This window comes from Streptomyces sp. NPDC056161 (assembly GCF_042268025.1).
Lineage (GTDB): Bacteria > Actinomycetota > Actinomycetes > Streptomycetales > Streptomycetaceae > Streptomyces.
Window position 1 is genome coordinate 1 of record NZ_JBHJUV010000068.1, and the last position, 22942, is coordinate 22942.

At 72.4% G+C, this 22942-nt stretch carries 15 protein-coding genes and 3 pseudogenes; 10 read left to right on the plus strand and 8 right to left on the minus strand.

Annotated elements, in window-relative coordinates; all coding sequences use genetic code 11:
- Positions 1-316 precede the first annotated feature (316 nt).
- From ACFC09_RS39560 to ACFC09_RS39570, 3 genes are read right to left on the minus strand one after another with little or no spacing between them, the layout of a single operon-like run.
- Positions 317-688, minus strand: coding sequence for a hypothetical protein (locus ACFC09_RS39560; RefSeq protein ID WP_376536877.1), 372 nt, complete (start codon positions 686-688; stop codon positions 317-319).
- Positions 597-962 carry a group II intron maturase-specific domain-containing protein gene (locus tag ACFC09_RS39565; protein WP_376536825.1) on the minus strand — a complete coding sequence of 122 codons (366 nt, stop codon included), beginning with the start codon at positions 960-962 and terminating at the stop codon, positions 597-599. The genes ACFC09_RS39560 and ACFC09_RS39565 overlap by 92 nt, the downstream gene beginning before the upstream one ends.
- Positions 883-1170 carry a transposase gene (locus ACFC09_RS39570; protein ID WP_376536827.1) on the minus strand — a complete coding sequence of 96 codons (288 nt, stop codon included), beginning with the start codon at positions 1168-1170 and terminating at the stop codon, positions 883-885. Before ACFC09_RS39570 ends, ACFC09_RS39565 begins: the two co-directional genes overlap by 80 nt.
- Positions 1171-1520: 350 nt before the next feature.
- On the opposite strand from ACFC09_RS39570, the pseudogene ACFC09_RS39575 reads away from it, so the two are divergent.
- A pseudogene (locus ACFC09_RS39575) lies at positions 1521-2207 on the plus strand (IS3 family transposase); the annotation flags it as partial.
- On the opposite strand, the gene ACFC09_RS39580 reads toward ACFC09_RS39575, so the two are convergent.
- Entirely contained in the window at positions 2208-2450 is a 243-nt protein-coding gene (locus ACFC09_RS39580; protein ID WP_376536829.1) for a hypothetical protein, read from the minus strand.
- Positions 2451-2649: 199 nt separating this feature from the next.
- On the opposite strand from ACFC09_RS39580, the gene ACFC09_RS39585 reads away from it, so the two are divergent.
- From ACFC09_RS39585 to ACFC09_RS39595, 3 genes and pseudogenes are all read left to right on the plus strand, one after another.
- Positions 2650-2940: a hypothetical protein gene (locus ACFC09_RS39585; protein ID WP_376536831.1), complete on the plus strand. Its 291-nt coding sequence runs from the start codon at positions 2650-2652 to the stop codon at positions 2938-2940.
- A pseudogene (locus tag ACFC09_RS39590) lies at positions 2937-3341 on the plus strand (GNAT family N-acetyltransferase); the annotation flags it as partial. The gene ACFC09_RS39585 and the pseudogene ACFC09_RS39590, both read left to right, overlap by 4 nt.
- Before the next feature lie 5 nt (positions 3342-3346).
- Positions 3347-3442, plus strand: a pseudogene (locus ACFC09_RS39595) (hypothetical protein); the annotation flags it as partial.
- 158 nt (positions 3443-3600) lie between these two features.
- Here the strand turns inward: ACFC09_RS39595 and ACFC09_RS39600 are convergent.
- From ACFC09_RS39600 to ACFC09_RS39615, 4 genes are all read right to left on the minus strand, one after another.
- On the minus strand, positions 3601-4398 hold the full coding sequence (locus tag ACFC09_RS39600; protein ID WP_376536833.1) for a BTAD domain-containing putative transcriptional regulator: 798 nt from the start codon (positions 4396-4398) through the stop codon (positions 3601-3603).
- Positions 4395-5135 (minus strand): thioesterase II family protein, encoded by a 741-nt coding sequence (locus ACFC09_RS39605; protein WP_376536835.1) that lies wholly within the window; start codon positions 5133-5135, stop codon positions 4395-4397. The genes ACFC09_RS39600 and ACFC09_RS39605 overlap by 4 nt, the downstream gene beginning before the upstream one ends.
- A 488-nt stretch (positions 5136-5623) precedes the next feature.
- Complete coding sequence (locus ACFC09_RS39610; RefSeq protein ID WP_376536837.1) at positions 5624-5779, minus strand: hypothetical protein; 156 nt, start codon at positions 5777-5779, stop codon at positions 5624-5626.
- A gap of 18 nt (positions 5780-5797) precedes the next feature.
- Positions 5798-6199, minus strand: coding sequence for a hypothetical protein (locus tag ACFC09_RS39615; RefSeq protein WP_376536839.1), 402 nt, complete (start codon positions 6197-6199; stop codon positions 5798-5800).
- 447 nt (positions 6200-6646) lie between these two features.
- Between ACFC09_RS39615 and ACFC09_RS39620 the strand changes: the two genes are divergently transcribed.
- The 6 genes from ACFC09_RS39620 to ACFC09_RS39645 all read left to right on the plus strand — a co-directional run bounded on the left by ACFC09_RS39620 (position 6647) and on the right by ACFC09_RS39645 (position 22868).
- Complete coding sequence (locus ACFC09_RS39620) at positions 6647-7723, plus strand: 3-oxoacyl-ACP synthase III family protein (RefSeq protein WP_376536841.1); 1077 nt, start codon at positions 6647-6649, stop codon at positions 7721-7723.
- Entirely contained in the window at positions 7723-9609 is a 1887-nt protein-coding gene (locus tag ACFC09_RS39625; RefSeq protein WP_376536843.1) for an HAD-IIIC family phosphatase, read from the plus strand. The genes ACFC09_RS39620 and ACFC09_RS39625 overlap by 1 nt, the downstream gene beginning before the upstream one ends.
- Positions 9606-9830: a phosphopantetheine-binding protein gene (locus ACFC09_RS39630; protein WP_376536845.1), complete on the plus strand. Its 225-nt coding sequence runs from the start codon at positions 9606-9608 to the stop codon at positions 9828-9830. The genes ACFC09_RS39625 and ACFC09_RS39630 overlap by 4 nt, the downstream gene beginning before the upstream one ends.
- 107 nt (positions 9831-9937) lie before the next feature.
- Positions 9938-10753, plus strand: coding sequence for a 2-oxo acid dehydrogenase subunit E2 (locus tag ACFC09_RS39635; protein ID WP_376536847.1), 816 nt, complete (start codon positions 9938-9940; stop codon positions 10751-10753).
- On the plus strand, positions 10750-11904 hold the full coding sequence (locus ACFC09_RS39640) for an alpha/beta hydrolase (protein ID WP_376536849.1): 1155 nt from the start codon (positions 10750-10752) through the stop codon (positions 11902-11904). The genes ACFC09_RS39635 and ACFC09_RS39640 overlap by 4 nt, the downstream gene beginning before the upstream one ends.
- Positions 11901-22868, plus strand: coding sequence for a type I polyketide synthase (locus ACFC09_RS39645; protein WP_376536851.1), 10968 nt, complete (start codon positions 11901-11903; stop codon positions 22866-22868). Before ACFC09_RS39640 ends, ACFC09_RS39645 begins: the two co-directional genes overlap by 4 nt.
- The last annotated feature ends 74 nt before the right edge of the window (positions 22869-22942 follow it).

The following is a 22942-nucleotide window of genomic DNA, read 5'->3' on the forward strand; positions in this document are numbered from 1 at the left end:
GCCTGTGGACACTGGCCCGGAATTACACCATCAACACCTCTGATCCTCCTTTCAGTGCAATTCACTCGCTTCGTGCGACTTCGTGTCGCACGCCCCCTCAGAACCGTGCAAGCAGCTGTTCACCGCACACGGCTCAAGCAAGTCCCAAGGGCTCGCGGCCAGGAGAAGGTACAGGATTCGTCAGCCCGGCGGCTCCAATCCGCCGTTGACAAAGGGTGTGAAGGAGACGGAGCCGTTGATCATCCGATGAGCCACCGCCCAGGAGCGCGACGTACTGTTTGGAGATCGCCTTCCTGATGACGGCCCGCCGCGCTTCCTATTCCCGGGGACTTCGCGGCGGGTGATCGGTGTGCAGAAGGAGTCCTCCGCAGATCGGGCAACGACCTTGCTGTGCTCGGCGCAGGCGCACGGTCATGCCGTCGACCGGCGGAGGCGGTCCTTTGCGACGCCGCTCGGCCCAGTACGACTCAAGCGCCGGGTCGTCCGGAGATGCCCTGCCCTTGACCAACTGGTGTCGGACGATCTTCGTCCAGGAGAACTTGAGCAGGTAGGCGCCGCTGTCGCGGTCGCCGAACACCCACCGGTCCTTCCTCGACTTATTGAACCGGCCGAAGTACTTGTCGGAGATCCAGTGCATCGGCTTGTTCGGGTGGCTGCGCTTGGCCCATTTGTAAGTGAGCTTCCACACGTGGTTGTCCCAGTGCGGTGAAGACCTCGCTGGACACCACCGTCCGGTAGTAGGCCGACCAGCCCCGCACGATCGGGTTGATCTTCTTGAGCGGTCCTTCCGGGCGTAGTAGCCCTGCCGTGACACACCCAGCAGCCGGGCCATGAGGGAGACGTCGTGGTGTGCCCTGTTCTCGTCGATCAGCCGGTAGCAGATCACCGGCTGGTCTCCCGGACGAAGAAAACCGTGGCTTTACGGAGGATCTCTTTCTCCTCGCGCAACTGCTTGACCTCACAGCGCAGTTGGGCGAGTTCCTCCTTCTCGTCGCTGGTCAGCCCCGGGCGTTCCCCAGCGTCCACACGGTCCTGGCTGGCCCAGGTGCGGATGGTCTGGGCGGAAGGCTCGAACTCCTTCGCCAGTTCCTCCGGCGAACGGCCAGCCCTGACCATCTCGACTATCTGGCGACGGAACTCCGGCGGGTAGGCCGGACGCGTCCTTGGCACGATCAACTCCTCCTTTGCGGGACCCACTGTCCCAAAGTGGAAGGTTGTCCAACACACCGGGGCAACTTCAGCTGCGGACGGCCTCGGCTTTTTCGCGGCGCAACTCGACCCGACCCGGCCCGGGTGACGGCTCTCATCGGCGAGCGTCCGCGCCTGGGAGTCGAGTGCGTCCTACGGGAGCTGCGCATCCCCTCCGCCACCTACTACCGCTGGCGCCGTGCCGAGAAACAGCTGTGCGAGCGGCGGCGTCGCGACGTCGAGCTGACCGGGCGGACCAGGGAGATCCACACGGAGTCCGGCGGGATCTACGGCACGCGTGCATGCGGTGCTGAAACGCGAGGGCACACGCGTGGGGCCGCAAGCGGGTCGAGCGCCTGATGCGTGAGGCTGGCCTCGCGGGCGTCAGCCCTCGCCGCAAGGGCTTCACGCGCCGGGATCCGAAGGCCACGCTCGCCCCGGACCTGGTCAACCGGGACTTCACCGCACCGGTGCCGAACCGGTTGTGGGTCACCGACCTCACCATGATCTCCACCGGCGAGGGCCCGTTGTGGCTCTCGGCGATCCGCGACGCTTTCTCCCGCCGGGTGGTGGCCTGGGAGACCTCCGCCCGAGCGGACTCCGACCTGGTCCTGACCACACTGGAGTACGCGCTCGCCGGCCGCGAGGTCGAGCCGGGCAAGCTGGTCCATCATGCCGACCACGGCTGTCAGTACACGTCCATCAAGCTCACCACTCGTCTGCTGCGAGCCGGAGTTGACGCGTCCATGGGCTCCGTCGGGGACAGCTACGACAACGCGCTCGCGGAGACCCTGTGGATACTGATCAAGACCGAGGGCGTGCGCGGCCGCGTCTTCGCCACACGTGCCGAGGCGAACCTCGCGCTCTTCGAGTACATCGACGGCTTCTATAACTCCCGCCGCATCCAGGAACGGCTCGGCTTCCTCAGCCCGGTCGAATTCGAGGAGAAGCACTACGCCGAGCAGGCAACGGCCGAACGAGCGAACCTGAAACTCCGTCAACCTACTCTGACCAGCTGATCAGCATCTCCCGAACGACGGGGGAACCTCAGTCGGGAGGAAGCCCTCGCAGAAGACGCCGGCCCCGGACAACCCTTTCCAGTCTGCATGGAACTTCGGCAGCGTGCCAGTGGCCTCGAACCCGTACAACTTGGAACGGGAGCCAGTGTGAGGCGCGATGATTCCATCAACGGTCTTGAGGTCGTCGATGACCCGATCCGGCGCGGTTTCCGCCTTCCGCCGCATCACCTTCTCACGGTGCACCTGGTCATCGCGCTACGAGACGCCAACGTCGCCACCCATGCCGGGGACTTGTCCGGCGCACGCCGCGCCCTGAGCCGCGCGGCCGGCCACCAGGTGCGGGCGGATACGGACAGCGAGGCTCCCAACTGGGCGAGGTTCGTCGGCCCGTTCGAGGTCGACACGCTACGGCCGACATGTACGTGCGAGCCGAACAGCCCAAGTGCGCCGTGCCCTTCCTGCGCGCGATGCCGTGCACGGCATCGGCGGCAACCTTGCCCGCAACAGCGCCTCGTACCGCGTCAGGCTCGCGGGCGTCCTCCGGGATGCCGGTGAGGTCGACGAGGCATGCGCGCAGATGAGCGGTGTACTCGACGGCTGGGGAGGCATCTCCTCGCCGCGTCTCCTTGGCAAGGTCGGGGAGTTCCAGCGGGCTGCGACTGCGGTCGACAGTACCGCGGCCCGCGAGTGCGGCGACCCCATCCGCGAAACCGTCCCAGGGAGCACCACGTGACACAGCAACAGGCCATCACCACAGAGCAGATGGGCGGGCGCGTCGCCGTGCAGGCCGAGGATGCGTTCCGCCTCATCTACGCCGAGGCGTTCGCGGAAGCGCCGTATAACGAGACCGAGCATGACGTGAACGCGACCTTCCGGCGCTTTCGCTCGCAGACCCGCAAGGCCACCTTCCGCGCGGCCCTCGCTCGCACCGAGGACAGAGAGCCGGTCGGTATGGCGTACGGCTATCCGCTCAGCGCCAACACAGGATGGTGGGACCAACTCGCTGAACCCGTGTCCGAGGACATGCGGCGCGAGAACGGACACCGCACCTTCGGCCTCATGGAACTTGCCGTACGCGGACCGTGGCGCGGGCAGGGCATCGCCCGCCGCCTCCATGAGGCCGTGGCGACCGGATCTTCCTGCTCCACTGCTCGGGCAACCGCGACGAGAGCGCCTTCCCCGACCCGTACCGGTTCGACATCACCCACGGGCCGAACGCCCACATGGCGTTCGGCGCGGTGGGACCGCAGGTGTGTCAGGGTGCCCACCTGGCCCGTATGGAGATCATGGTTCTCTACCGTTCGTGCCCTGCACCTGTGAGCGCCGCACCTGTGACGATGCGGACACGCCGGAGCGCCGCACACCGAATGGCGCGTGATGTGCGGAATTCAGGTCAGCGGCCGGACGCGACCGGCGGCGTGACCAACAGGCTCTTGTCTCCGGCGAGTATGGCTCGCTGCAGCGCCTGGAGCGGGCGTCCCGGCTCCAGGCCCATTTCGTCGTTGAGGGTCTGTCGCACCGACTGATAGACCTTCAGCGCGTCCGCCCGCCGCTCGGAACGGTAGAGCGCCAGCATGAGCTGGCGATAGAACGCCTCACGCATCGGGTTCTCGGCGATGAGTGCGTACAGCATCCCCACGGCCTCCCGGTGGTGCCCGAGATGCAGCTGACACTCGGCCAGCATCTCCTGGCACTCCAGACGGCATTCCGCGAGCCAGGTCGAGAACCCGTCGATGATCGGCCCGTTGGCGGCCGGCCCGCCGCCGCTGTGTCCGAGTGCCGGACCGCGCCACAGCGCGAGCGCCTTCTCAAGGCAGGGGACGGCCATGTCGTGCTGCTTCTGTCTGAGGAACGCCCGTCCCGTGCCGACCAGCCGTGGGAACAGTTCGGCGTCGATCTCGTCATCGCCCTTGTGCAGCACATACCCCGGCGCACGCGTCTCGACGCGGCTGCTGGCGGTGCTCGAAGCCTTGAGGAACTTGCGCAGCTGGGAGATGTACACATGCAGTCCCGCGGTGGCTCGCCGCGGCAGATCCTCTCCCCAGACCTCCTGCATCAGCTGCTCCAGGGAGACCACATGGCCGGCGCGGATGAGGAGGACGGAGAGGACTATCTCCACTTTGCGTGCGTTGATGGTGGAGTGCGTTTTTCCGTCGGTGATACGGGGCGGGCCCAGGATTTCGTACCTCACTGGGCCCCCCTCACGGGTTCGCGCTCCCCTGGGTCGCCCACCAGGGCGGTGACCGGGCAGCTCAGCGGCGCCGGTGGATCCCACCGGTACTCCTCGGTCGCCTGGTAGTCGTTGCGGGCGACCGGCAGCACGTCCGCAAGCGGTTCCTCGTCGTCCAGGAAGCGTGGGTCGGTGCTACCGACCCGGCGCAGTTCGTCGGCCGGCTCGGCGTCGCCGAGCAGATGGACGGTACCCCGGTAGAAGCGGGACGGCGCGCGGCGTCCTGATACGAAGAGCCGGTTCGGCTGGTTCTCCGAACGCTCCTGCCGCCGCCGCGCCACTGCGAAGGCGAGAACGGCGCCCATGCTGTGTCCGAAGAGGGTGGGTGGGTGGTCATGGTGCGAGGTCAGTGACGCGGTGATCCGGTCGGCCGGCTCGGGAATGCTGTCCATGAGCTGTTCCCTGCGCCGGTGCTGCCTTCCGGGGTACTGCAGCGCCGGCACTTCCGCAGTCGGCGCGAGTGCGGGGGACTGGGCCAGGGTGCTGTAGTAGGTGGCTGAACCGCCCGCGTGCGGGAAACAGACGAGGCGAAACCTGGCCTTTGGACGCGGCCGGAAGCGTCGGAGCCACGGGGCTTTTGGATCAGGTAAGTGGGGGGCAGGCAAGAGCGTTCCCCTCTCCGGAAACACGGCAAGGGAACCGCCACGTCGTGATCGTCGTTGACCCGGCGGCGGCCGCCAAACAGTTTCATCCATCATGGAAGGTCAATGTTCAAGGAGCAACGCGGCCTAAGGTGCCACTGGTGCGGAATGAGACATTCCATTTCTCTCGCGTATGGATCGTTGGGTCAAGAATTGACCTTCGGGAATTAAAGTGCGGGTAATTGATGTGATCGCCGGTGTTTCGTCTTGCAAAGCGTGGCATCCGGTTGGGTGGCTGAATGGGGGGCCGATAGCGTGTATAGCTGCTCTTTTCCCCCTTGCGTGCGCCCCGGGGTGAGGCGCGGCAGTTCCGCGGGTGTGAACCAAGTGAAGTAGTCGTGGGGATGTGGCTGGTTTCTTGCCGCCGCCGCCCTCGGCGTGCCTCCGGCCGTGCCCCCGGCGACTCGATGACTCGACGACTGGGTGACCGACCACGACGTTTCACGTTCCGGAAGGTGCGTTCGGTCCGTCCCGGGACGTGTGTGGCGGACCGTCCACCGGGGGTTGTCCCGGCGTGCTGTCCGCAGGTTCGGGTGGTGTGGCACTCACCGCGCGTAAGGGCGCAGGAGTGGCTCCTCGTCGGCCCAGGGCTCACTGTGGAGCAGGGCCTCAACGGGGTAGGCCAGGAAGCCGGACAGGGCCTTGACGGCCTCTTCGCTGTGAGCGGCCTGATCGGCCTGGCGCAGTCCGCGTCCCGGCACTCGATCGCCGAACCTCGATCACAGCAGGCCAGCAGCGCCGTGACCTGCTCGTCCGGCAGCCTTTTGGGCAGGCATGGTCTGCGTCCAGCTGGGCACCGCCGGCACCGCCGTGGACAGTGGCTTGCCGATCATGCCGCCGATATGGAGGAAACTGAGCAGGGACCGCAGCGCGGTCACCATCCGCCCCGCTGAACCCGGTCGCCGGCGGGATCGCTCCAGCACGAACGCGGTCACCTCACACGCGTCCAGCCCGCCCAGGTCAAGTCGGCCCCCGGTCCCCGCCAGGCCAAGCAGGAACGGGCGAAACAGGTGCACGATCAGCTCGACGGTCGTGGTCGCCAGGCCCCGCTCGACGCTCAGGTAGTCCCGGTAGCGGGCCAACAGCACCTCCACCGATGTCGTCGGCACCGCCGGTGTCACTGGCGGGGCCACCCCCAAGCACCGCCGGTAGTCCAGCGCGGCCGCAGGGAGCGGCCGGTGACGGAGCTGGCGTAGCCGAGCGCGCGACGCTCGACGAAGTGGCGTACGCCGTGGTCTGCGTCAACGCCGAAGGTTCCAGGGAATGCACCAGGCCATCCTGGGCGCCGAAGACCACGTGCTGCGGCCGATGGCGCGGTCGGCGCACGCGGCACGCCGGTGGCCGGCCGTGGACCCATCGCAGCGTCCGCAGTCGCTTCCGCATCAGCACCCTCGTACCCCGGCCGCGGCGTCGACGTCCGCCGCGTCCACTTCCGCATCGGCCGGGAACCGAGGGTGCGAAGTGGCGCTTTAGCCGGGCTTTGCCCCGGCGGTCCACGGTGGAGGCCATTGACTCCAGCGGCGCCCGAGCGGGCGTCCGGTGCCGAGCCCTCCGGAGAGAGGACCGACATGCCCGCTTCGCCCATGCCGACCGCCCGCGTCGTGTCCGTCGCCACAGCGCTGCCCGGACCGCCGATCGACAACGCCGCACTCGGCCGGTTCTTCGGAACCGGCCGGGTCTTCGAACAGTGGGTCAACGAGTTCATTGGGACCCGCACCCGGCACCTCGCCGTGGACCTGGAGACCGGACAGATCCGGGCCGGCCTGGCCGACCTGGCCGAGGACGCCGGCCGGCGCGCGCTGGCCGGCGTCGGCGTCGGGCCCGACGAGGTGGATCTGGTCCTGCTCGCCACCTCGATGCCGGACTCGCTGCTGCCGACCAGCGTCAACCTGGTCGCCGACCGGCTCGGGATCAACGGGGTGCGCACCTACCAGCTCCAGTCCGGCTGCACCGGCGCGGTGCAGGCGCTGGACCTGGCGCACCAGGCGATCCAGGCTGGCCGGGCCCGGACCGTGCTGGTGCTCGGCGGGGACGTCTGCGCCAAGCACGTGGACCTGGAGGCGGACTTCGCCGCGCTGGAGCCCGGCGAGCTGGTCAACACCGTGCTGTTCGGCGACGGCGCCGGGGCGCTGGTCCTGAGCGCCGAGGACGGCCCGGCCCTGCGGGACGCGTCCGCCGCCCGGACCGCCCCAGTCCTGCGCCACGTCCACACCCGCTTCGTGGGGCTGGGCCGGCCGCCGGGCCAGACCGTGGAGTGGTTCGGCCTCGGCGACCGGCGCTCTGACCACCGGGCCATCCACGAGGACTTCAAGGCGATCGAGGAGAACGTGCCAGCCCTGGCCGCCGAGGCGCTGGGCGACGCGCTCGACGCCGTCGGCTGGAAGGACACGGACGTGGACGTGCTGATGCCGCCCCAGCTGTCGGTGCGGATGACCGACCGGATCGTGGCACACCTGGACCTGCCGGGCGCGCGGCGCGTGGACTGCGTCGGCGACACCGGCAACACCGCCAACGCGCTGGCGTTCTTCCAACTCGAACTGGCGCTGCCGGGCCTGGAACCCGGGCAGCGCGCGGTCGGCGTGGCGGTGGAGTCCAGCAAGTGGATCGAGGCGGCCTTCGTCCTGGAGCGGGAGGGCGATCGGTGATGGGCTCTGATTCGCAGGGCATTGACGAACTGACCGAGTGGCACCGCGCGGGCCGGCTGGCCGCCGAGTACCCGAGCGTGCGTGCCGTGCTGCGCGAGGACGACCCCGAGACGCTGCTGCGCCACGGCCACCTGCTGGCCCGGCTCGACCCGGCCGAGGTGCTGCGGCACCACCCGGACCAGCAGGTGGCCGACGTCGCGGTCACCGGGCACGGCACCCTGGCCGCCCTGGTCCCGGCGCTGACCGCCGAACTGGCGCGGCACGGCCTGCTGCTGCGCCCGCACCTCGCCGACTTCGACTCCTACGTGTTCGACCTCGGCGACCCGGCCGGACCCCTGTACGCCGAGCACCGCGACCTGGTGGTCTGCCTGCTGGACCCGCGCGTGGTGCTGGACGAGCTTCCCAGCCCCTGGCGGGTTGAGCACGCCGAGCAGATCCTGCTCGCCAAGGTGGACCTGATCGGGCGGCTGGCCGCGGAGTTCGACCGGGCCGGCGGTTCGGCGCTGGCCGTGGGCACCCTGCCGCTGACCCGCGAGGCCACCGCGCAGCTGGTCGCCGTCGACGACCGCACCCGGCTGGCCGCGGCCTGGCACGCGGCCGGGGCCGCGCTGTTGGACCTGGCCCGGACCCGACCCCGGCTCACCGTCCTGGACCTGGCGCCGATGCTGGCCGAGGGTGTTCCGGTTACCGAGCCGCGGATGTCCGCATACGCCAAGGCACACCTGTCCGACCAGCTCCTGGCCGCCTGCGCCCGCGATCTGGGCCACGTGGTCCGGCGGCTGACCGGCCGGGTCCGCAAGTGTCTGGTGCTGGACCTGGACGGCACGCTGTGGGGCGGGATCCTCGGCGACGACGGCCCGGAGGGTATCGAGCTCGGGACCGGCCGACGCGGTGAGGCGTTCGCCGCGTTCCAGCGGGTGGTCAAGCAGCTCGGCTCCCAGGGCGTGCTGCTGGCCGTGGTCAGCAAGAACGACATCGAACCGGTGCGGGCCGTGTTGCGCGAGCACACCGGGATGCAACTCGCCGAGCAGGACTTCGTGCGGGTGATCGCCGACTGGCGGCCCAAGCACGAGAGCATCAAGGAGCTGGCCGAGGTGCTGAACCTGGGCCTGGACGCGTTCGTCTTCGCCGACGACAGCGCCTACGAGTGCGCCCTCGTGGCCCGGGAGCTCCCGGAGGTCGAGGTGATCCGGCTCGGGCCAGACCCCGCGCTGCACCCCTCGGCCCTGCTGCGCGACGGCTGGTTCGACGCCGCGCACGTCACCGCCGAGGACGTCTCGCGCGGCGCCCTGTATCGCGAGGACCTGGAGCGCCAGGACTTCCTGGCCTCGTTCTCCGGCATCGAGGACTATCTGCGCGAACTGCGGACCGAGGTGCGGCTGGCCCCGGTTACGCCGGAGCAGATCCCGCGCGTCGCGCAACTCACGCAGCGGACCAACCAGTTCAACCTCACCACGGTCCGGTTCCAGGAGCAGGACGTCCGGACCCTGGCCGCCGACCCGGACCACCTCGTGCTGACGATCCGCGCCAGCGACCGGTTCGGTGACGCCGGCCTGGTCGGACTGCTGGTCTACCGGCGCGACGGCGAGGTCGGCCTGATCGAGAACATGCTGCTGAGCTGCCGGGTGTTCGCCCGCAGCATCGAACACAGCTGCCTGGCGGCACTGCTGCGGCACGCCCGCGCCACCGGGGTGCAGGCCGTGCACGCCGCGTTCCGGCAGACGCCGAAGAACGGCAAGGTGCGGATGTTCTACCCCACGGTCGGCTTCGCCATGGTCCGCGACGACGGCGACGTGCTGCATTTCCGCCACGGCCTGGAACAAATCCCCGACACACCCAAGCACCTGACCCTGACCGCCGTCTTCCCCGAAGGGGTCCATGCATGATCGACATCGAGGGCTTTGTCGCCCTGGTCCACGACGAGGTCGGCCTGCCGGTCGCCGCTGAGCACCTGGACGTCGCGTTCGACCTGGTCCCCGACTGGGACTCGCTGCACCTGCTGCGCCTGGCGGCGGTGCTGGAGCAGCGGACCGGCCGGGCGCTACCGCTGGCGGACGTGCTGGAGGCCGGGAGTCTGGGCGCGCTGTTCGAGTTGGCGGTGGCGTGATGGCGGGGCGTCGTTCTGGGGCTGCCGGGCTAAGCCAGGCCGAGCAGGCCGGCCGGGCCCCGCGCGCCGCGGCGCTGCCCGCCGCCCGCCGCCCGACTCACAACTTCTTGCGATACGCCCGCGGCGGCTTCCCGGTGTTCCTCGATACCGACGTGGACATGACCGTGCTGGCCGAACGCCGTGCGGCCGCCCTGGCCGCGGGGACCCGCTACTCCTGGGTGACGTACGTCCTGTCCGCCGCCGGCCGGGTGCTGGCGGCCCACCCCGACGCCAACGCGGCGATCGGTGGCCGGCTCCGTCCCCGGGTGGTCCGGTTCACCGGCGCCGACGCCAAGCTGGCGCTGGACAAGCGGGTCGGCGGGCAGCGCGTCGTTCTCTCCGGACTGCTGCGCGACGTGGACCGCGCCGACCTGGCCGCGATCCAGCGTGACGTGGACCGGTTCCGCGACGGCGTCCCGGCCGCGATGTCCGAGTTCAAGGGGGCCTTCGTGCTGGCCCGCCTGCCGGCCTGGCTGGGACCGCTCGCCTTCACCGCCGGGGTCCGGCCGCTGGCCCGGCGGCGGGCCCGGCTCGGCACGTTCTCGGTGACCTCGCTCGGCCACACCGCCGTGGACGGCTTCCACTCCTACGGCGGCACCGCCGTCACCCTCGGCGTCGGCCGCATCGCCGAGCGCCCGGTGGTCCGCGCCGGGGTCCTCGCGGTGGCCCCGGTCCTGCGGCTGAGCCTGGCCTTCGATCACCGCGTCATCGACGGCGCGGAGGCCGCCGACGTGTTGACCGATCTGCGGGACGCTCTGGAGTCCGGTCTCCCCGATCTCGTCGCTGAAGCCCCGGCCGACGCCGCTGAAGCCACCGACTTGCAGGCCGTGTCGGAATCCGGTTCCGCCGATCCCGTGGCCGGAGCCGCGGAGGCCCGAGCGTGAACGACATTGCCGAACTCAAAGACTTCGCTGTGCTGCACGCCCGCGCGCAGAAGATCAGCGGCCTGACCGGGATCCTCGCCGGGATCGCCGACGACGCCGAGGGTTCGCCCACGTCTTGGGCGGTCCGCTGGTCCGAGGCCGGGGACGTGCTGCGCGAGCGCGGACGGCTGCTCGAAGCGGTGCGGCATTACACCATGGCCCGCTTCCCCTTCGTCGACGGCCCGGCCCGGCGGCGCGCGCACGACCTGGCCGTCGAGACCTTCGCGCGCTGGGCCCCGGAATACGGTCTGGAACGGGTGACGGTCAAGGCCCCCGACGGCGACGTCGCCTGCTGGGCCACCGGCCTGTCGGCGTCCCGGCCCCGGCCGCTGATCGTCACCTGCGGCGGCATCGTCAGTTCCAAGGAGCAGTGGGCCCCGGCCCTGGCCGCGGTGCGCCGGTTCGGCTTCGCCGCCGTGGTCCTGGAACTCCCCGGCGTCGGCGAGAACACCCTGCCCTACACCGCGGAGAGCTGGCGTCTGCTGCCGGCGCTGCTCGACACCCTCGGGCCGGTCGCCCGGACCGAGCAGACCTATGCCATGGCCCTGAGTTTCAGCGGCCACCTGGCGCTGCGCGCTGCCGCCGACGACCCGCGGATCCGCGGCGTGGTGACCGCCGGCGCGCCGCTCTGGTCGTTCTTCACCGACCACGCGTGGCTCAGCCGGGTGCCGCGGCTCACCCTGGAGACGCTGGCCCACCATGTCGGGGTGCCGGTCGCCGAGCTGCCGGACGCCCTGGCGTCCTGGGGCCTGGACGCGGACCGGATCTCCCGGCTCGACATCCCGATCGCCTACGCCGCGAGCACCCGCGACGAGATCATCCCGTCCGCCGACCCGGCATGGCTCCGGGCCCACGCCCGGCACCTGGACCTGCTCGAACACGACGATGTCCACGGCTCGCCGGACCACGTTGCGCACACCCGGCTGTGGGCGATGGTTTCGCTGCTGCGCATGCACGGAGTCCGGGGCCCGCGGGTCGGCGCGCTCGGCCTCCTGCTGCGCGCGGCGGCCCGCTCCGGCCGGCGTGGGACGGCCCGAGTCGGAGCGGCAGCCGGAGCCGGGTCCGCGGCGCCGAACCCCGCCGCAGGCACCACGAAACCGGAGCGGTCATGACGAACGAGCAGAAGCTCACCGATTACCTGAAGCGGGTCACCGCCGAGCTGCACCGCACCCGGCGGCGCTGGGAGGAGTCGGAGGCGGCGCGCCGCGAGCCCATCGCGATCGTCTCCACGGCCTGCCGCTTCCCCGGCGGCGTGCGGGGTCCGGAGGATCTGTGGCAGCTGCTGGCCGACGGCCGGGACGCGGTCGGCGGCTTCCCCGACAACCGGGGCTGGGACCTGGAGCACCTGTTCGACCCCTCGCCCCAGCGGGCCCGGCACTCCTACGTGCGGCACGGCGCGTTCCTGTACGACGCCGACGAGTTCGACCCGGAGTTCTTCGGCATCAGCCCGCGCGAGGCCGTCGCCACCGATCCGCAGCAACGCCTGCTGTTGGAGACCTCCTGGGAGGCGCTGGAGCGCGCCGGGCTGGACCCGGAGGCGCTGCGTGGCAGCGACACAGGGGTTTTCGTGGGGCTGATCTACAACGACTACGCCTCCCGGATCCGGGTCAAGCCGGACGACCTCGAGGGCTATCTGGCCGGCGGCAACACCACGAGCGTCGCTTCCGGGCGGCTCTCCTACTTCTTCGGGTTCCACGGCCCGGCCCTGACCGTGGACACAGCGTGCTCCTCGTCGCTGGTCTCCCTGCACCTGGCGATCCGCTCGCTGCGGTCGGGGGAGTGCGACCTGGCGCTGGCCGGCGGCGCGAACGTGATGCCGACGCCGCAGCCGTTCGTCGTCTTCTCGCGGCAGCGCGCGCTGTCGCCGGACGGCCTCTGCCGCTCGTTCTCCGACGACGCCGGCGGCACCGCCTGGGGTGAGGGCGTCGGCGTGCTGGTGCTGGAGCGGCTGTCCGACGCGCGGCGCAACGGACACCCGGTGCTGGCGGTGCTGCGCGGCAGCGCGGTCAACTCCGACGGCGCTTCCAACGGCCTCACCGCGCCGAACGGCCCGGCGCAGGAGCGGGTGATCCGCGACGCGCTCGCCGACGCCGAGCTGCGGCCGCAGGATGTGGACGTGGTCGAGGCGCACGGCACCGCGACTGTCCTCGGCGATCCGATCGAGGCCCGGGCCCTGCAGTCCGTGTTCGGTCCCGGCCGGGACGCGGCCCGGCCGCTGTGGCTGGGCTCGGTCAAGTCGAACCTCGGGCACAGCCACGCGGCCGCCGGGGTGGCCGGCGTGATCAAGATCGTGGAGGCGCTGCGGCGTCGCACCCTGCCGCGCACGCTGCACGTCTCCGCGCCGACCGGTGAGGTCGACTGGACCGACGGCACCCTGCGGCTGCTGGAGGCGGAGCGGCCCTGGGACCCCGGGCCGGGGCCGCGGCGGGCCGGGGTGTCGTCGTTCGGGATGAGCGGGACGAACGCCCACGTCATTGTGGAGCAGGCCCCTGAGGAGGATGAGGCGGCGGCCGATGCGCTGGGCGCTGACGATCTGGGCATCGATGTTCTGGGCACTCATGATGTGAGCACGGAGGATCTGGGCGCTGATGTGCAGAGCGCCGATACGACCGACGCCCCCGGCGTCGCCTGGCTCCTCCACGCCCGCACCCCCGAGGCCCTGCGCGAGCAGGCCGCCCGGCTGCTCGCCGCCCGGGCCGCCCGCCGGGCCCCGATCGGCGACGTGGCCCGCGCGCTGGCGGCCCGGACGCGGTTCGCGCACCGGGCCGCCGTCGTGGGCGCGGACCGGGACGCGCTGCTGGCCGGGCTCAGCGCCCTCGCCGAGGACGCCGCCGCGCCCGCCCTCGTCACCGGGACCTCCGCGCCCGCCGAGGGCGTGGTCTACGTCTTCCCCGGGCAGGGGTCGCAGTGGCCTGGCATGGCCCGGGACCTGCTCGACGCCTCGCCAGAGTTCGCCGCGCGGACCAAGGAGTGCGCGGACGCGCTGGCTCCGCACATCGACTGGTCGCTGTTCGACGTGCTGCGCGGGGCCGCCGACGCTCCCAGCCTGGACCGGGTGGACGTGGTGCAGCCCGCGCTGTTCGCGGTGCTGCTCGGCCTGGCCGCGGTGTGGGAGGCGCACGGGCTGGCGCCGGCCGCCGTGCTCGGGCACTCCCAGGGGGAGATCGCGGCCGCTGTCGTCGCCGGCGCCCTGGACCTGGACGAGGGCGCCCGGGTGGTGGCGCTGCGCAGCCGGGCGATCGCCGAGATCGCCCGGACCGGCGGCATGGCCCATCTGCCGGTGTCCGCGGCCGAGGCGGAACAGCTGATCGCGCCGTGGCCCGGTCGGCTGAATGTCGCCGCGCTCAACGGCCCGGAGTCGACGATCGTCGCCGGCGAGGCCACAGCGCTCGACGAGCTCACCGAGGGATGCGAACGCTCCGGGGTCCGGATGAGGCGGGTCCCGGTGGACTACGCCTCCCACACGCCGATGGTGGAGTCACTGAAAGACCGGCTGGCCGAGCGGCTCGGCACGGTCCACTGCCGCCCGCCGCGGATCCCGATGTTCTCCACGCTCACCGGCGCGCCGGTGGACGCCACCACGCGGCTGGACGCCGACTACTGGTATCAGAACCTTCGCAACACCGTGCGCTTCGCCGACGCGGTGCGGTCAGCCGCGCGGGAGCACGCGGTCTTCGTCGAGGTCAGCCCGCACCCGGTGCTCGTGCCAGCGGTGCAGTCGGTGCTGGACGAGGCCGGCGTGCGCGGCGTCGTCGTGGGGACGCTGCGGCGTGAGGAGGCCGGGCCGCACCGGTTCCTGATGTCGCTGGCCGAGCTGCATGTCCGGGGCGTCGGTGTGGACTGGCGACGGGCGCTGCCGGGGTCGTCTGTCGATGGCAGTGGCAGTGGCACCGGTATTGGCGGCGGACTGCCGGATCTGCCCACCTATCCGTTCCAGCGGCGGCGCTTCTGGCTGGCTGAGGCCGGCGGCGCGACCGACGCGGCGGCGCTGGGCCTGGCCCCGACCGGGCACCGGCTGCTGGGAGCGGCCGTCGATCTGACCGATGGAGCGGGGACGCTGCTCACCGGAGTGGTGTCCGCACGGGAGCCGGCGTGGCTCGCCGACCACGCGGTCGGGGAGACGGTGCTGTTCCCGGGAACCGGGTTCGTGGAGCTGACCCTGCGGGCCGGCCGGCACGTGGGGTGCGGGCGGATCGGGGATCTGGCGCTGCACGCGCCGTTGGCGTTGACGGCGGAGGACTCCGCGGTGCTGCGGGTGTTCGTCGGGCCGCCGGGCGGAGGCGGGGACGGAGCGCGGGCGGTGAGTGTGCACTCCCGGCCGGCAGGGGCCGCGCCGGACGAGGAATGGGTGCTGCACGCGAGCGGGACTGTGCTGCCCGATGCGGACGTGACAGACCCGGCGTCGGCCGCGGTGCCGGGGATCGCCGGCGAGTCCTGGCCGCCGAGCGGCGCCGACGAGGTCGACGTCCTCGACGCCTACGAGGTGCTGGCCGATCGAGGCCTGCGCTACGGCTCGGCGTTCCGAAGGCTGCGAGCGGCGTGGCGACGCGGCGAAGAACTGTTTGCGGAGATCGGCCCGGCCGACGTCGACGCGTCGAGCGGATCAGGGCTCGATGACGGTGGATACCTCGCGCATCCGGCGGTGCTCGACGCGGCCCTGCACGTCGCCGCAGTGGCGGGCAGCGGGACCGGACCGGTCCGGCTGCCGTTCGCCTTCGAGGGTGTCTGGCTCCACGGCGCGGGGCTGCCGCCCGGCGCGGTGCTGAGAGTGCGGATCACGCCGGTCGGGGCCGACGCGGCGAGCGTGGCGGTCTCCGACTGCGAGGGCACACCGCTGCTCAGCGTGTCGGCGCTCCGGACGCGTGAACTGCCGGCCGACGGCCTGCTCGACATCGGGCGCTGCCTGTTCGGACTGGACTGGGCACCGGCGTCGGGCGGCGAGCCGATCGGCACGATACTGGACGGCTGGGCGGAACTCGACGCGACGGTCCACGCGCTCTGCGCGGACGACATGGTCGAGCTCGGGGCGGCGATCGGATCGCCGGCAGAGCTGCCCGTCGCCGACGCCCCCGCCCTCCTCGCCGTGCGCATCACCGGCGGCGATCCCGCCGCCGCCCGGACGGCGGTCGGCGACGCGGTTGGCCACCTGCGTCGATTCCTGGCCGAGCCTCGGCTCGCCGCTACCCGGCTGCTCCTGGTCACGCGTGGCGCGGTGGCCGCCGGTCCGGGCGATCGGGTGGACGATCTGGTCGGCGCGGCGGTCTGGGGGCTGATGCGCGGTGTGCAGGCGGAGCATCCCGGCAGGGTCGCGCTCGTCGACCTCGATCCGGCGACCGAGGAGGCCGTCCACCACCCCGACGAGCCGCAGCTTGCGATCCGCGCCGGCCAGGCGCTCGTGCCTCGCCTTGCCCGCATCGCCGCCGTCGACGATGCTCCCGGGCCGACCCCCGACTTCGGCGACGGCACAGTCCTGATCACCGGCGGCCTCGGCGCGATCGGCTCGCAGGTGGCGCGACATCTCGTGATCCGGCACGGGATCCGGAGCCTCATCCTCGCCGGACGCCGCGGACTGGAGAGCGCGGGCGCCGTGGAGTTCGCTGCCGAGCTCGAGGCGCTCGGCGCGCGCGTCGTCGTCGAAGCCTGCGACGTCGCCGACCGGGGACAGCTCGCGGCCCTGCTCGCCCGGGTTCCGGCCGACGCTCCGTTGACCGCCGTCATGCACGCCGCCGGGGTCACCGACGACGCGGTCCTGGAATCGGTGAGCGCCGACCAGGTGGACCGCGTGCTGCGGCCCAAGGCCGACGCCGCCTGGCACCTGCACGAACTGACCCGCGACCTGCCGACGCCGTTGGCCGCGTTCGTGCTGTTCTCCTCGGCGGCGGGCGTCATCGGCAGCGCGGGCCAGGCGCATTACGGCGCCGCGAACAGCTTCCTCGACGCGCTGGCTGCCCATCGCCGGGCCGCGGGTCTGCCCGCGCACAGCCTGGCCTGGGGTCTGTGGGCCGGTGAGAGTTCGATGACCGGCGCGCTCGGCGCGGCTGGGCGCGGACGTCTGGCGCGCGGCGGTTTGCTTCCGCTGAATCCCGCCGAGGGTCTGGCGCTGCTGGACGTGGCGCCGGCGGCGAACCACGCCTTGGTCGTGGCCGCGCGCCTGAACCTGCCGGCGCTGCGCGAGCTGGCCGGTCTCGGGCGGCTGCCGTCGGTTGCGCGCGGCTTGCTCCCGGCTGTCGTCCGGACCGGCGGCGGCGCCGGGTGGGCCGCCCGGCTGACCGCCGAGCCCGCCGCCCGCCGGGGCCGGGTGCTGGCCGAATTGGTCGGCGCGCAGGTGGCCGCCGTACTCGGGCATGATGACCCGACCGCAGTCGCTACCGACCGGGCCTTCAAAGACCTCGGGTTCGACTCGCTGACCGCCGTCGAACTGCGTAACCGGCTCGGCGCGGCGTCGGGGCTCACTCTGCCCGCGACGCTGGTCTTCGACTTCCCGACGGTCGACGAGCTCAGCGCCTGGCTGCTGCCCCGACTGGTGGAGTCGCGTGCCGTGCCGGCCGCTGCCGGGGGGCGGGCCTCGGCCGGCGCCCTCGACCCGGCCGAGCCGATCGCCGTCGTCGGCATGTCGTGCCACTTCCCCGGCGGGGCGGACACGCCGGAGGAGTTCTGGACGCTACTGGCCGAGGGCCGCGACGCGATCGGCCCCTTCCCGGACGACCGGGACTGGGATCTCGAAGCGCTCTACGACCCGGACCCCGGCGCGTCCGGCAAGGTCTACACCCGCGAGGGCGGGTTCCTGTACGGCGCGGCGGACTTCGATCCCGAGTTCTTCGGCATGAGCCCGCGCGAGGCGCTGGCCACGGACCCGCAGCAGCGCCTGCTGCTGCAGACGTCGTGGGAGGCCGTCGAGCGCGCCGGAATCGACCCGACGACCCTGCGCGGGACGTCCACCGGCGTGTTCGCCGGGGTCATGTACGAGGACTACGCCTCGCGCCTCACCCCGGTGCCCGCCGACTACGAGGGCTACCTCGGCACCGGCAGCGCCGGCAGCGTGGCCTCCGGCCGCATCGCCTACGCGCTGGGACTGGAGGGCCCGGTGATGAGCATCAACACCGCGTGCTCATCGTCGTTGGTCGCCATGCACCTGGCGGCGCAGGCGCTGCGCGCGGGGGAGTGCGAGCTGGCCCTCGCGGGCGGCGCGACGGTGATGGCCACGCCGGTGGTCTTCATCGAGTTCTCCCGCCAGCGCGGTCTCGCGCCGGATGGCCGCTGCAAATCGTTCGGCACGGGCGCGGACGGCGCGGCCTGGTCGGAGGGCGCGGGGATGCTCGTCCTGGAGCGGCTGTCCGACGCGCGCCGGAACGGCCATACCGTCCTCGGCCTCCTGCGCGGCTCGGCGGTCAACTCCGACGGCGCGTCCAACGGCCTGACCGCGCCCAACGGCCCCTCCCAGCAGCGCGTCCTCCGCGCGGCGCTGGCCGCCTCCGGCCTGGCGGCGTCCGACGTGGACGCGGTCGAGGCGCACGGCACCGGTACCTCTCTCGGCGATCCGATCGAGGCGCAGGCCCTGCTGGCGGTGTATGGAGCCGAGCGGGACGGGGCGCCGCCGCTCCGGCTCGGCTCGGTGAAGTCGAACATCGGCCACACCCAGGCCGCGGCCGGCGTCGCCGGGGTGATCAAGACGCTGCTGGCGCTACGGCACGGCGAACTGCCGCGGACGCTGCACGCCGACCAGCCGACCGAACACGTGGACTGGACGTCGGGCGGGGTGGAGCTGCTGAGCGAGGCGGCGACCTGGCCGGGCGGCGGCGAGCGGGTACGGCGGGCAGGGGTGTCGTCGTTCGGGATCAGCGGGACGAACGTGCACGTGATCTTGGAGGAAGCGCCTGAAGAGCTGATGGAGGTTGTGGCGGGGGAGGCGTTGCCGGTGGCCTCGCCGTCGCCGACGGAGGCGGAAGCGGCGACGGAGGCGGTCGAAGTCCCCGCGCCGCCGGTCCCCTGGCTCCTGTCCGGCCGCACCGAGAGCGCTCTCCGCGCGCAGGGCGAGCGCCTACGCGAGTACCTGGCCGCGAACCCTGACACGCCGTCGCCCGACATCGCCCGCACTCTGGCGGTCGGCCGGACGGCCTTCGAACATCGGGCCGCCGTTCTCGGCGCCGACCCGGCTCGCGCGCTGGCCGATCTGGCGCGCGGCCGGGAGTCCGACGACGTGCTGCACGGCCGCGCCGTTCCGGGCCGGCTGGCGATGCTGTTCTCCGGCCAGGGGAGTCAGCGGGCTGACATGGGCGCGGGACTTCGGGGCCACGCCGTCTTCGCCTCGACCCTCGACGAGACGCTGGCCGCGTTCGCCGACGCGGGGTGCGACGTCGCGTCGGCCGTGTGGGGCCCGGGCCACACGCCGGAGCTCGCCGACCGCACCGAGTTTGCCCAGCCTGCTCTCTTCGCCCTTGGCTGGGCACTGTTCCGGTTGTTCGAGTCCTGGGGGGTGTCGCCGGACCTGGTCGGCGGCCACTCGGTCGGAGAGTTGGTGGCGGCTGCCGCTGCTGGTGTGTTGTCGGTCGAGGACGCGGTGCGCGTGGTCGCGGCGCGGGGCCGGTTGATGCAGGCGCTGCCGTCCGGTGGCGTGATGGTCGCGGTGCAGGCTCCGGAAGACGAAGTGCTGCCGTTCCTGACCGGCCGCTTGGACCGCGTAGGCGTTGCCGCTGTCAACAGTCCCGGATCCGTCGTCCTGTCCGGAGTCGAAGCGGACGTGCTGGCGGTCGCCGAGCTCCTGGGTGAGCAGGGTCGTAAGACACGGCGGTTGCGGACGAGTCATGCGTTTCATTCGCCGTTGATGGAGCCGATGTTGGAGGAGTTCGAGGCGGTGGTGTGTGCGGTTCGGTGGGCCGAGCCGCGGCTGCCGGTGGTGTCGAATCTGACTGGGCGGATCGCAGCGCCCGGAGAGCTGACGGATCCGGCGTACTGGGTGCGGCATGTGCGCGAGGCAGTGCGGTTCGGGGACGGGGTCGGGGCTTTGCGGGAGCACGGGGTGACCACGTTCTTGGAGTTGGGGCCGGACGCCGTCCTGACCCCGATGATCCGCGAAGTGGCGCCTGAGGCGATTGCGGTGTCGGCCCTCCGTCGCGAGCACACCGACGCGGAGATCACGATCCGGGCCCTGTCACGGCTCCACACCGCGGGTGTCCGGGTCGACTGGTCCGCCTGCCTGCCGCCGGCCCGGCCCGCCGACCTGCCGACGTATCCGTTCCGCTCCGAGCGATACTGGCTGCCCACCCCGGAGGCCGGCGGCGGCTCCGGCGCCGGGCAGCAGAGCACCGGGCACGCGGTCCTCGGCGCGGCCGTCCCGCTGGCCGAGGGCGGCGGGCTCGTCCTGACCGGCGCGCTGTCCACGCGCACCCACCCCTGGCTCGCCGACCACCTGGTGTTCGACACGCCGTTGGTGCCGGGGGCCGCGCTCGCCGAATTCGCCGCCGAGGCCGGTCGGCAGGTCGGGCTTCCCGACGTGCGTGATCTGGTGCTGCTGGCCCCCATGGCGCTGCCGGACCGGGGCTCGCTGAGCGTGCAGGTCGTGGTCGGGGCCGAGGATCCGGACGGGTCGCGGACGGTCGTGGTGTATTCGCGGCCGGGGAACGGCGGCGACGAGACCGAGTGGACCCGGCACGCTTCCGGGAGCGTCACAGCGGGCGGCGCCGGGGCGGGAGGCCCCGATCCAGCTCTCGGCGGAGCGGCCTGGCCGCCGCCCGGAGCGACCGCCGTCCCGGTCGCGGAGCTGTATCAGGACATCGCCGACCGCGGGATCGAATACGGACCCGCGTTCCACGGGGTGCGCGCGGCGTGGCGGGTCGGCGACAGCGTCCTCGCCGAGATCGCCTTGCCGGACGACGCCGAGGTCACCGGATTCGCGCTGCACCCCGCGCTGCTCGATGCGGCGTTGCAACCGCTGGCGCTCCTCGTGCGGGCGGGTGCGGGCGACGACGGAGTTCCGCTGCCGTTCTCGTGGAGCGGCGTGCGCATCCAAGGCCGGGGCGGACGATCCGCACGGGTCCGGGTCACGGCGTCCGGCGGAGACACCTGCCGGATCGTGCTGGCCGCCGCGGACGGCGCACCGCTCGCCACCGTCGAGGAGCTGGCCGTGCGGACCGTGTCGCACACCCAGCTGCGGGCCGCCGCGGCGGGACCAGTGCGCGGCTTGTATACGGTCGCGTGGATCGAGGCCGAGGAGGCGGCGGCTCCGGACCGCGACTGGATCTTGGTCCACGACGTTGCAGGGCTCGCCGACAGCGCCGAGTTCCCGCCGACCGTCGCGGTGCCGGTGGCCGGGGCGGTGGAAGCGGTGACCGTGCTGCGGCGCTGGCTGGCCGACGAACGGCGGGTCGACGGCCGGCTGGTGCTGGTGACGCGCGGTGCGGTCTCTACTGGCGACGCGGAGTCGGCGGACGCAGGCGTTGCCGCAGTCTGGGGGCTGATGCGCAGCGCCCAACTGGAGCATCCCGGCCGGTTCGGCATCGTCGACCTCGATGACGCCGTTGACGACGACCTCGATGACAGCCACGGTCTGGCGGCCGCGTTGGCCACCGGAGAGTCACAGGCCGCGGTGCGGTCCGGACGCGTGCTGGTGCCGCGGTTGGAGCGGCTGCGGGTCGTGGACGGCGGCACCGGTGCCCTGACCGAGGCCGCGCGCGATGAGTCCGGGCCCGACTCATCGGCGGGCGGTACTGCCCCCGCCTTCGGCACCGGCACCGTCCTCCTCACCGGCGGCACCGGCGCGATCGGCTCCCACCTCGCCCGGCATCTCGCGACCGCGCACCACGTCAAGGACCTACTGATCGTCAGCCGTCGCGGACCGGCCGCCCCCGGCGTCGGCCAGCTGGCCGCCGACCTCGCCGCGCTCGGCGTCCAGGCCCGGATCGAGGCATGCGACGTCGGCGACCGCGATGCCCTGGCCGCACTGCTGGCCAGCGTTCCGGCGGACCGGCCGCTCAGCGCTGTCGTCCACACCGCCGGCGTGACCGACGACGCGCTGCTCGAAGCCCTCACGCCGGAGCACCTCGCCCGGGCGGCCCGGCCCAAGGCCGACGCCGCGGACCACCTGCACGAGCTGACAGGCGACCTGCCGACGCCGCTGAGCGCCTTCGTGTTGTTCTCCTCGGCGGCCGCGACGCTCGGCAGCCCCGGCCAGGCCGGTTACGCCGCCGCGAACGCCCGCTTGGACGCGCTGGCCGCGCGCCGCCGGGCCGAGGGGCTTTCGGCGTGCAGCATCGCGTGGGGGCTGTGGGACGTCGAGGGCGGGCTGGCCGGCGACGTGCGGGGCCGGGCTCGGGTCGCCGAGCGCGGCCTGGTCCCGATGGCCCCGCCGACGGCGCTCGCGCTGTTCGACGCCGCGCTGGTGTCTGGGCGGCCGACCGTGATGGTAACGCCGCTGGACCCGGCCGCGCTGCGTCGGCTGGCCGGGCTCGGCGCGCTGCCGTCTATTGCCGCCGGGCTGGTGTCGGCGGCGCCCGCCGGGGCCGGCGCGGGCGTCGGAGGACTGGCCGCCCGATTGGCCGCGACGCCCGAGGAGCGTCGCAGTGCCCTGGTCCATACCGAGGTGCTGGCCGCGATCGCGGCCGTGCTCGGCCACGCCTCGGCGGACCTGATCGATCCGCACAAGCAGTTCACCGACCTCGGCTTCGACTCGTTGACCGCGGTGGAGCTGCGCAACCGGCTCGGGGCGGCGGGCGGGCTGACGCTGCCGGCCACCCTGGTCTTCGACCACCCGACGCCGGCGGCGGTCGCCGACTGGCTGCTGGCCCGGCTGACCTCGGCGACCGGGGCCAGTGCGGCCGCCGCAGCCGAGCGCGACGCGGAACAGATCCTGCGCGAGGCACTGCAAGCGATCCCCTACGCCCGGTTCCGGGAAGCCGGGCTCGTGGACGCGCTGCTGCGGCTGGCCGGGGGTGGGGCCGAGGTCGGCACCGCCGCCGCGCCGCCCGGCGACGACCAAGCCGACCCGATCGACGCCGCCGACGCCGTGGACGCCTTGGACGCCGACGAGTTGGTGCGCCTCGTGCTCGGCGGCACGGAGCCGTCGGACCTGACCGAGTCATAAACCAGCTCCGGCGACCGAGCGCCGGACCTGATCACCGAGAGCTTGACCGAACCCTGAGCGAGAGCCGAGGACAA

Coding starts and splice junctions, on each gene's coding strand:
- ACFC09_RS39605 (WP_376536835.1), bottom strand. CDS start 5,135: ATGATGGATGAAACTGTTTGGCGGCCGCCGCCGGGTCAACGACGATCA.
- ACFC09_RS39625 (WP_376536843.1), top strand. CDS start 7,723: ATGGGCTCTGATTCGCAGGGCATTGACGAACTGACCGAGTGGCACCGC.
- ACFC09_RS39645 (WP_376536851.1), top strand. CDS start 11,901: ATGACGAACGAGCAGAAGCTCACCGATTACCTGAAGCGGGTCACCGCC.
- ACFC09_RS39620 (WP_376536841.1), top strand. CDS start 6,647: ATGCCCGCTTCGCCCATGCCGACCGCCCGCGTCGTGTCCGTCGCCACA.
- ACFC09_RS39630 (WP_376536845.1), top strand. CDS start 9,606: ATGATCGACATCGAGGGCTTTGTCGCCCTGGTCCACGACGAGGTCGGC.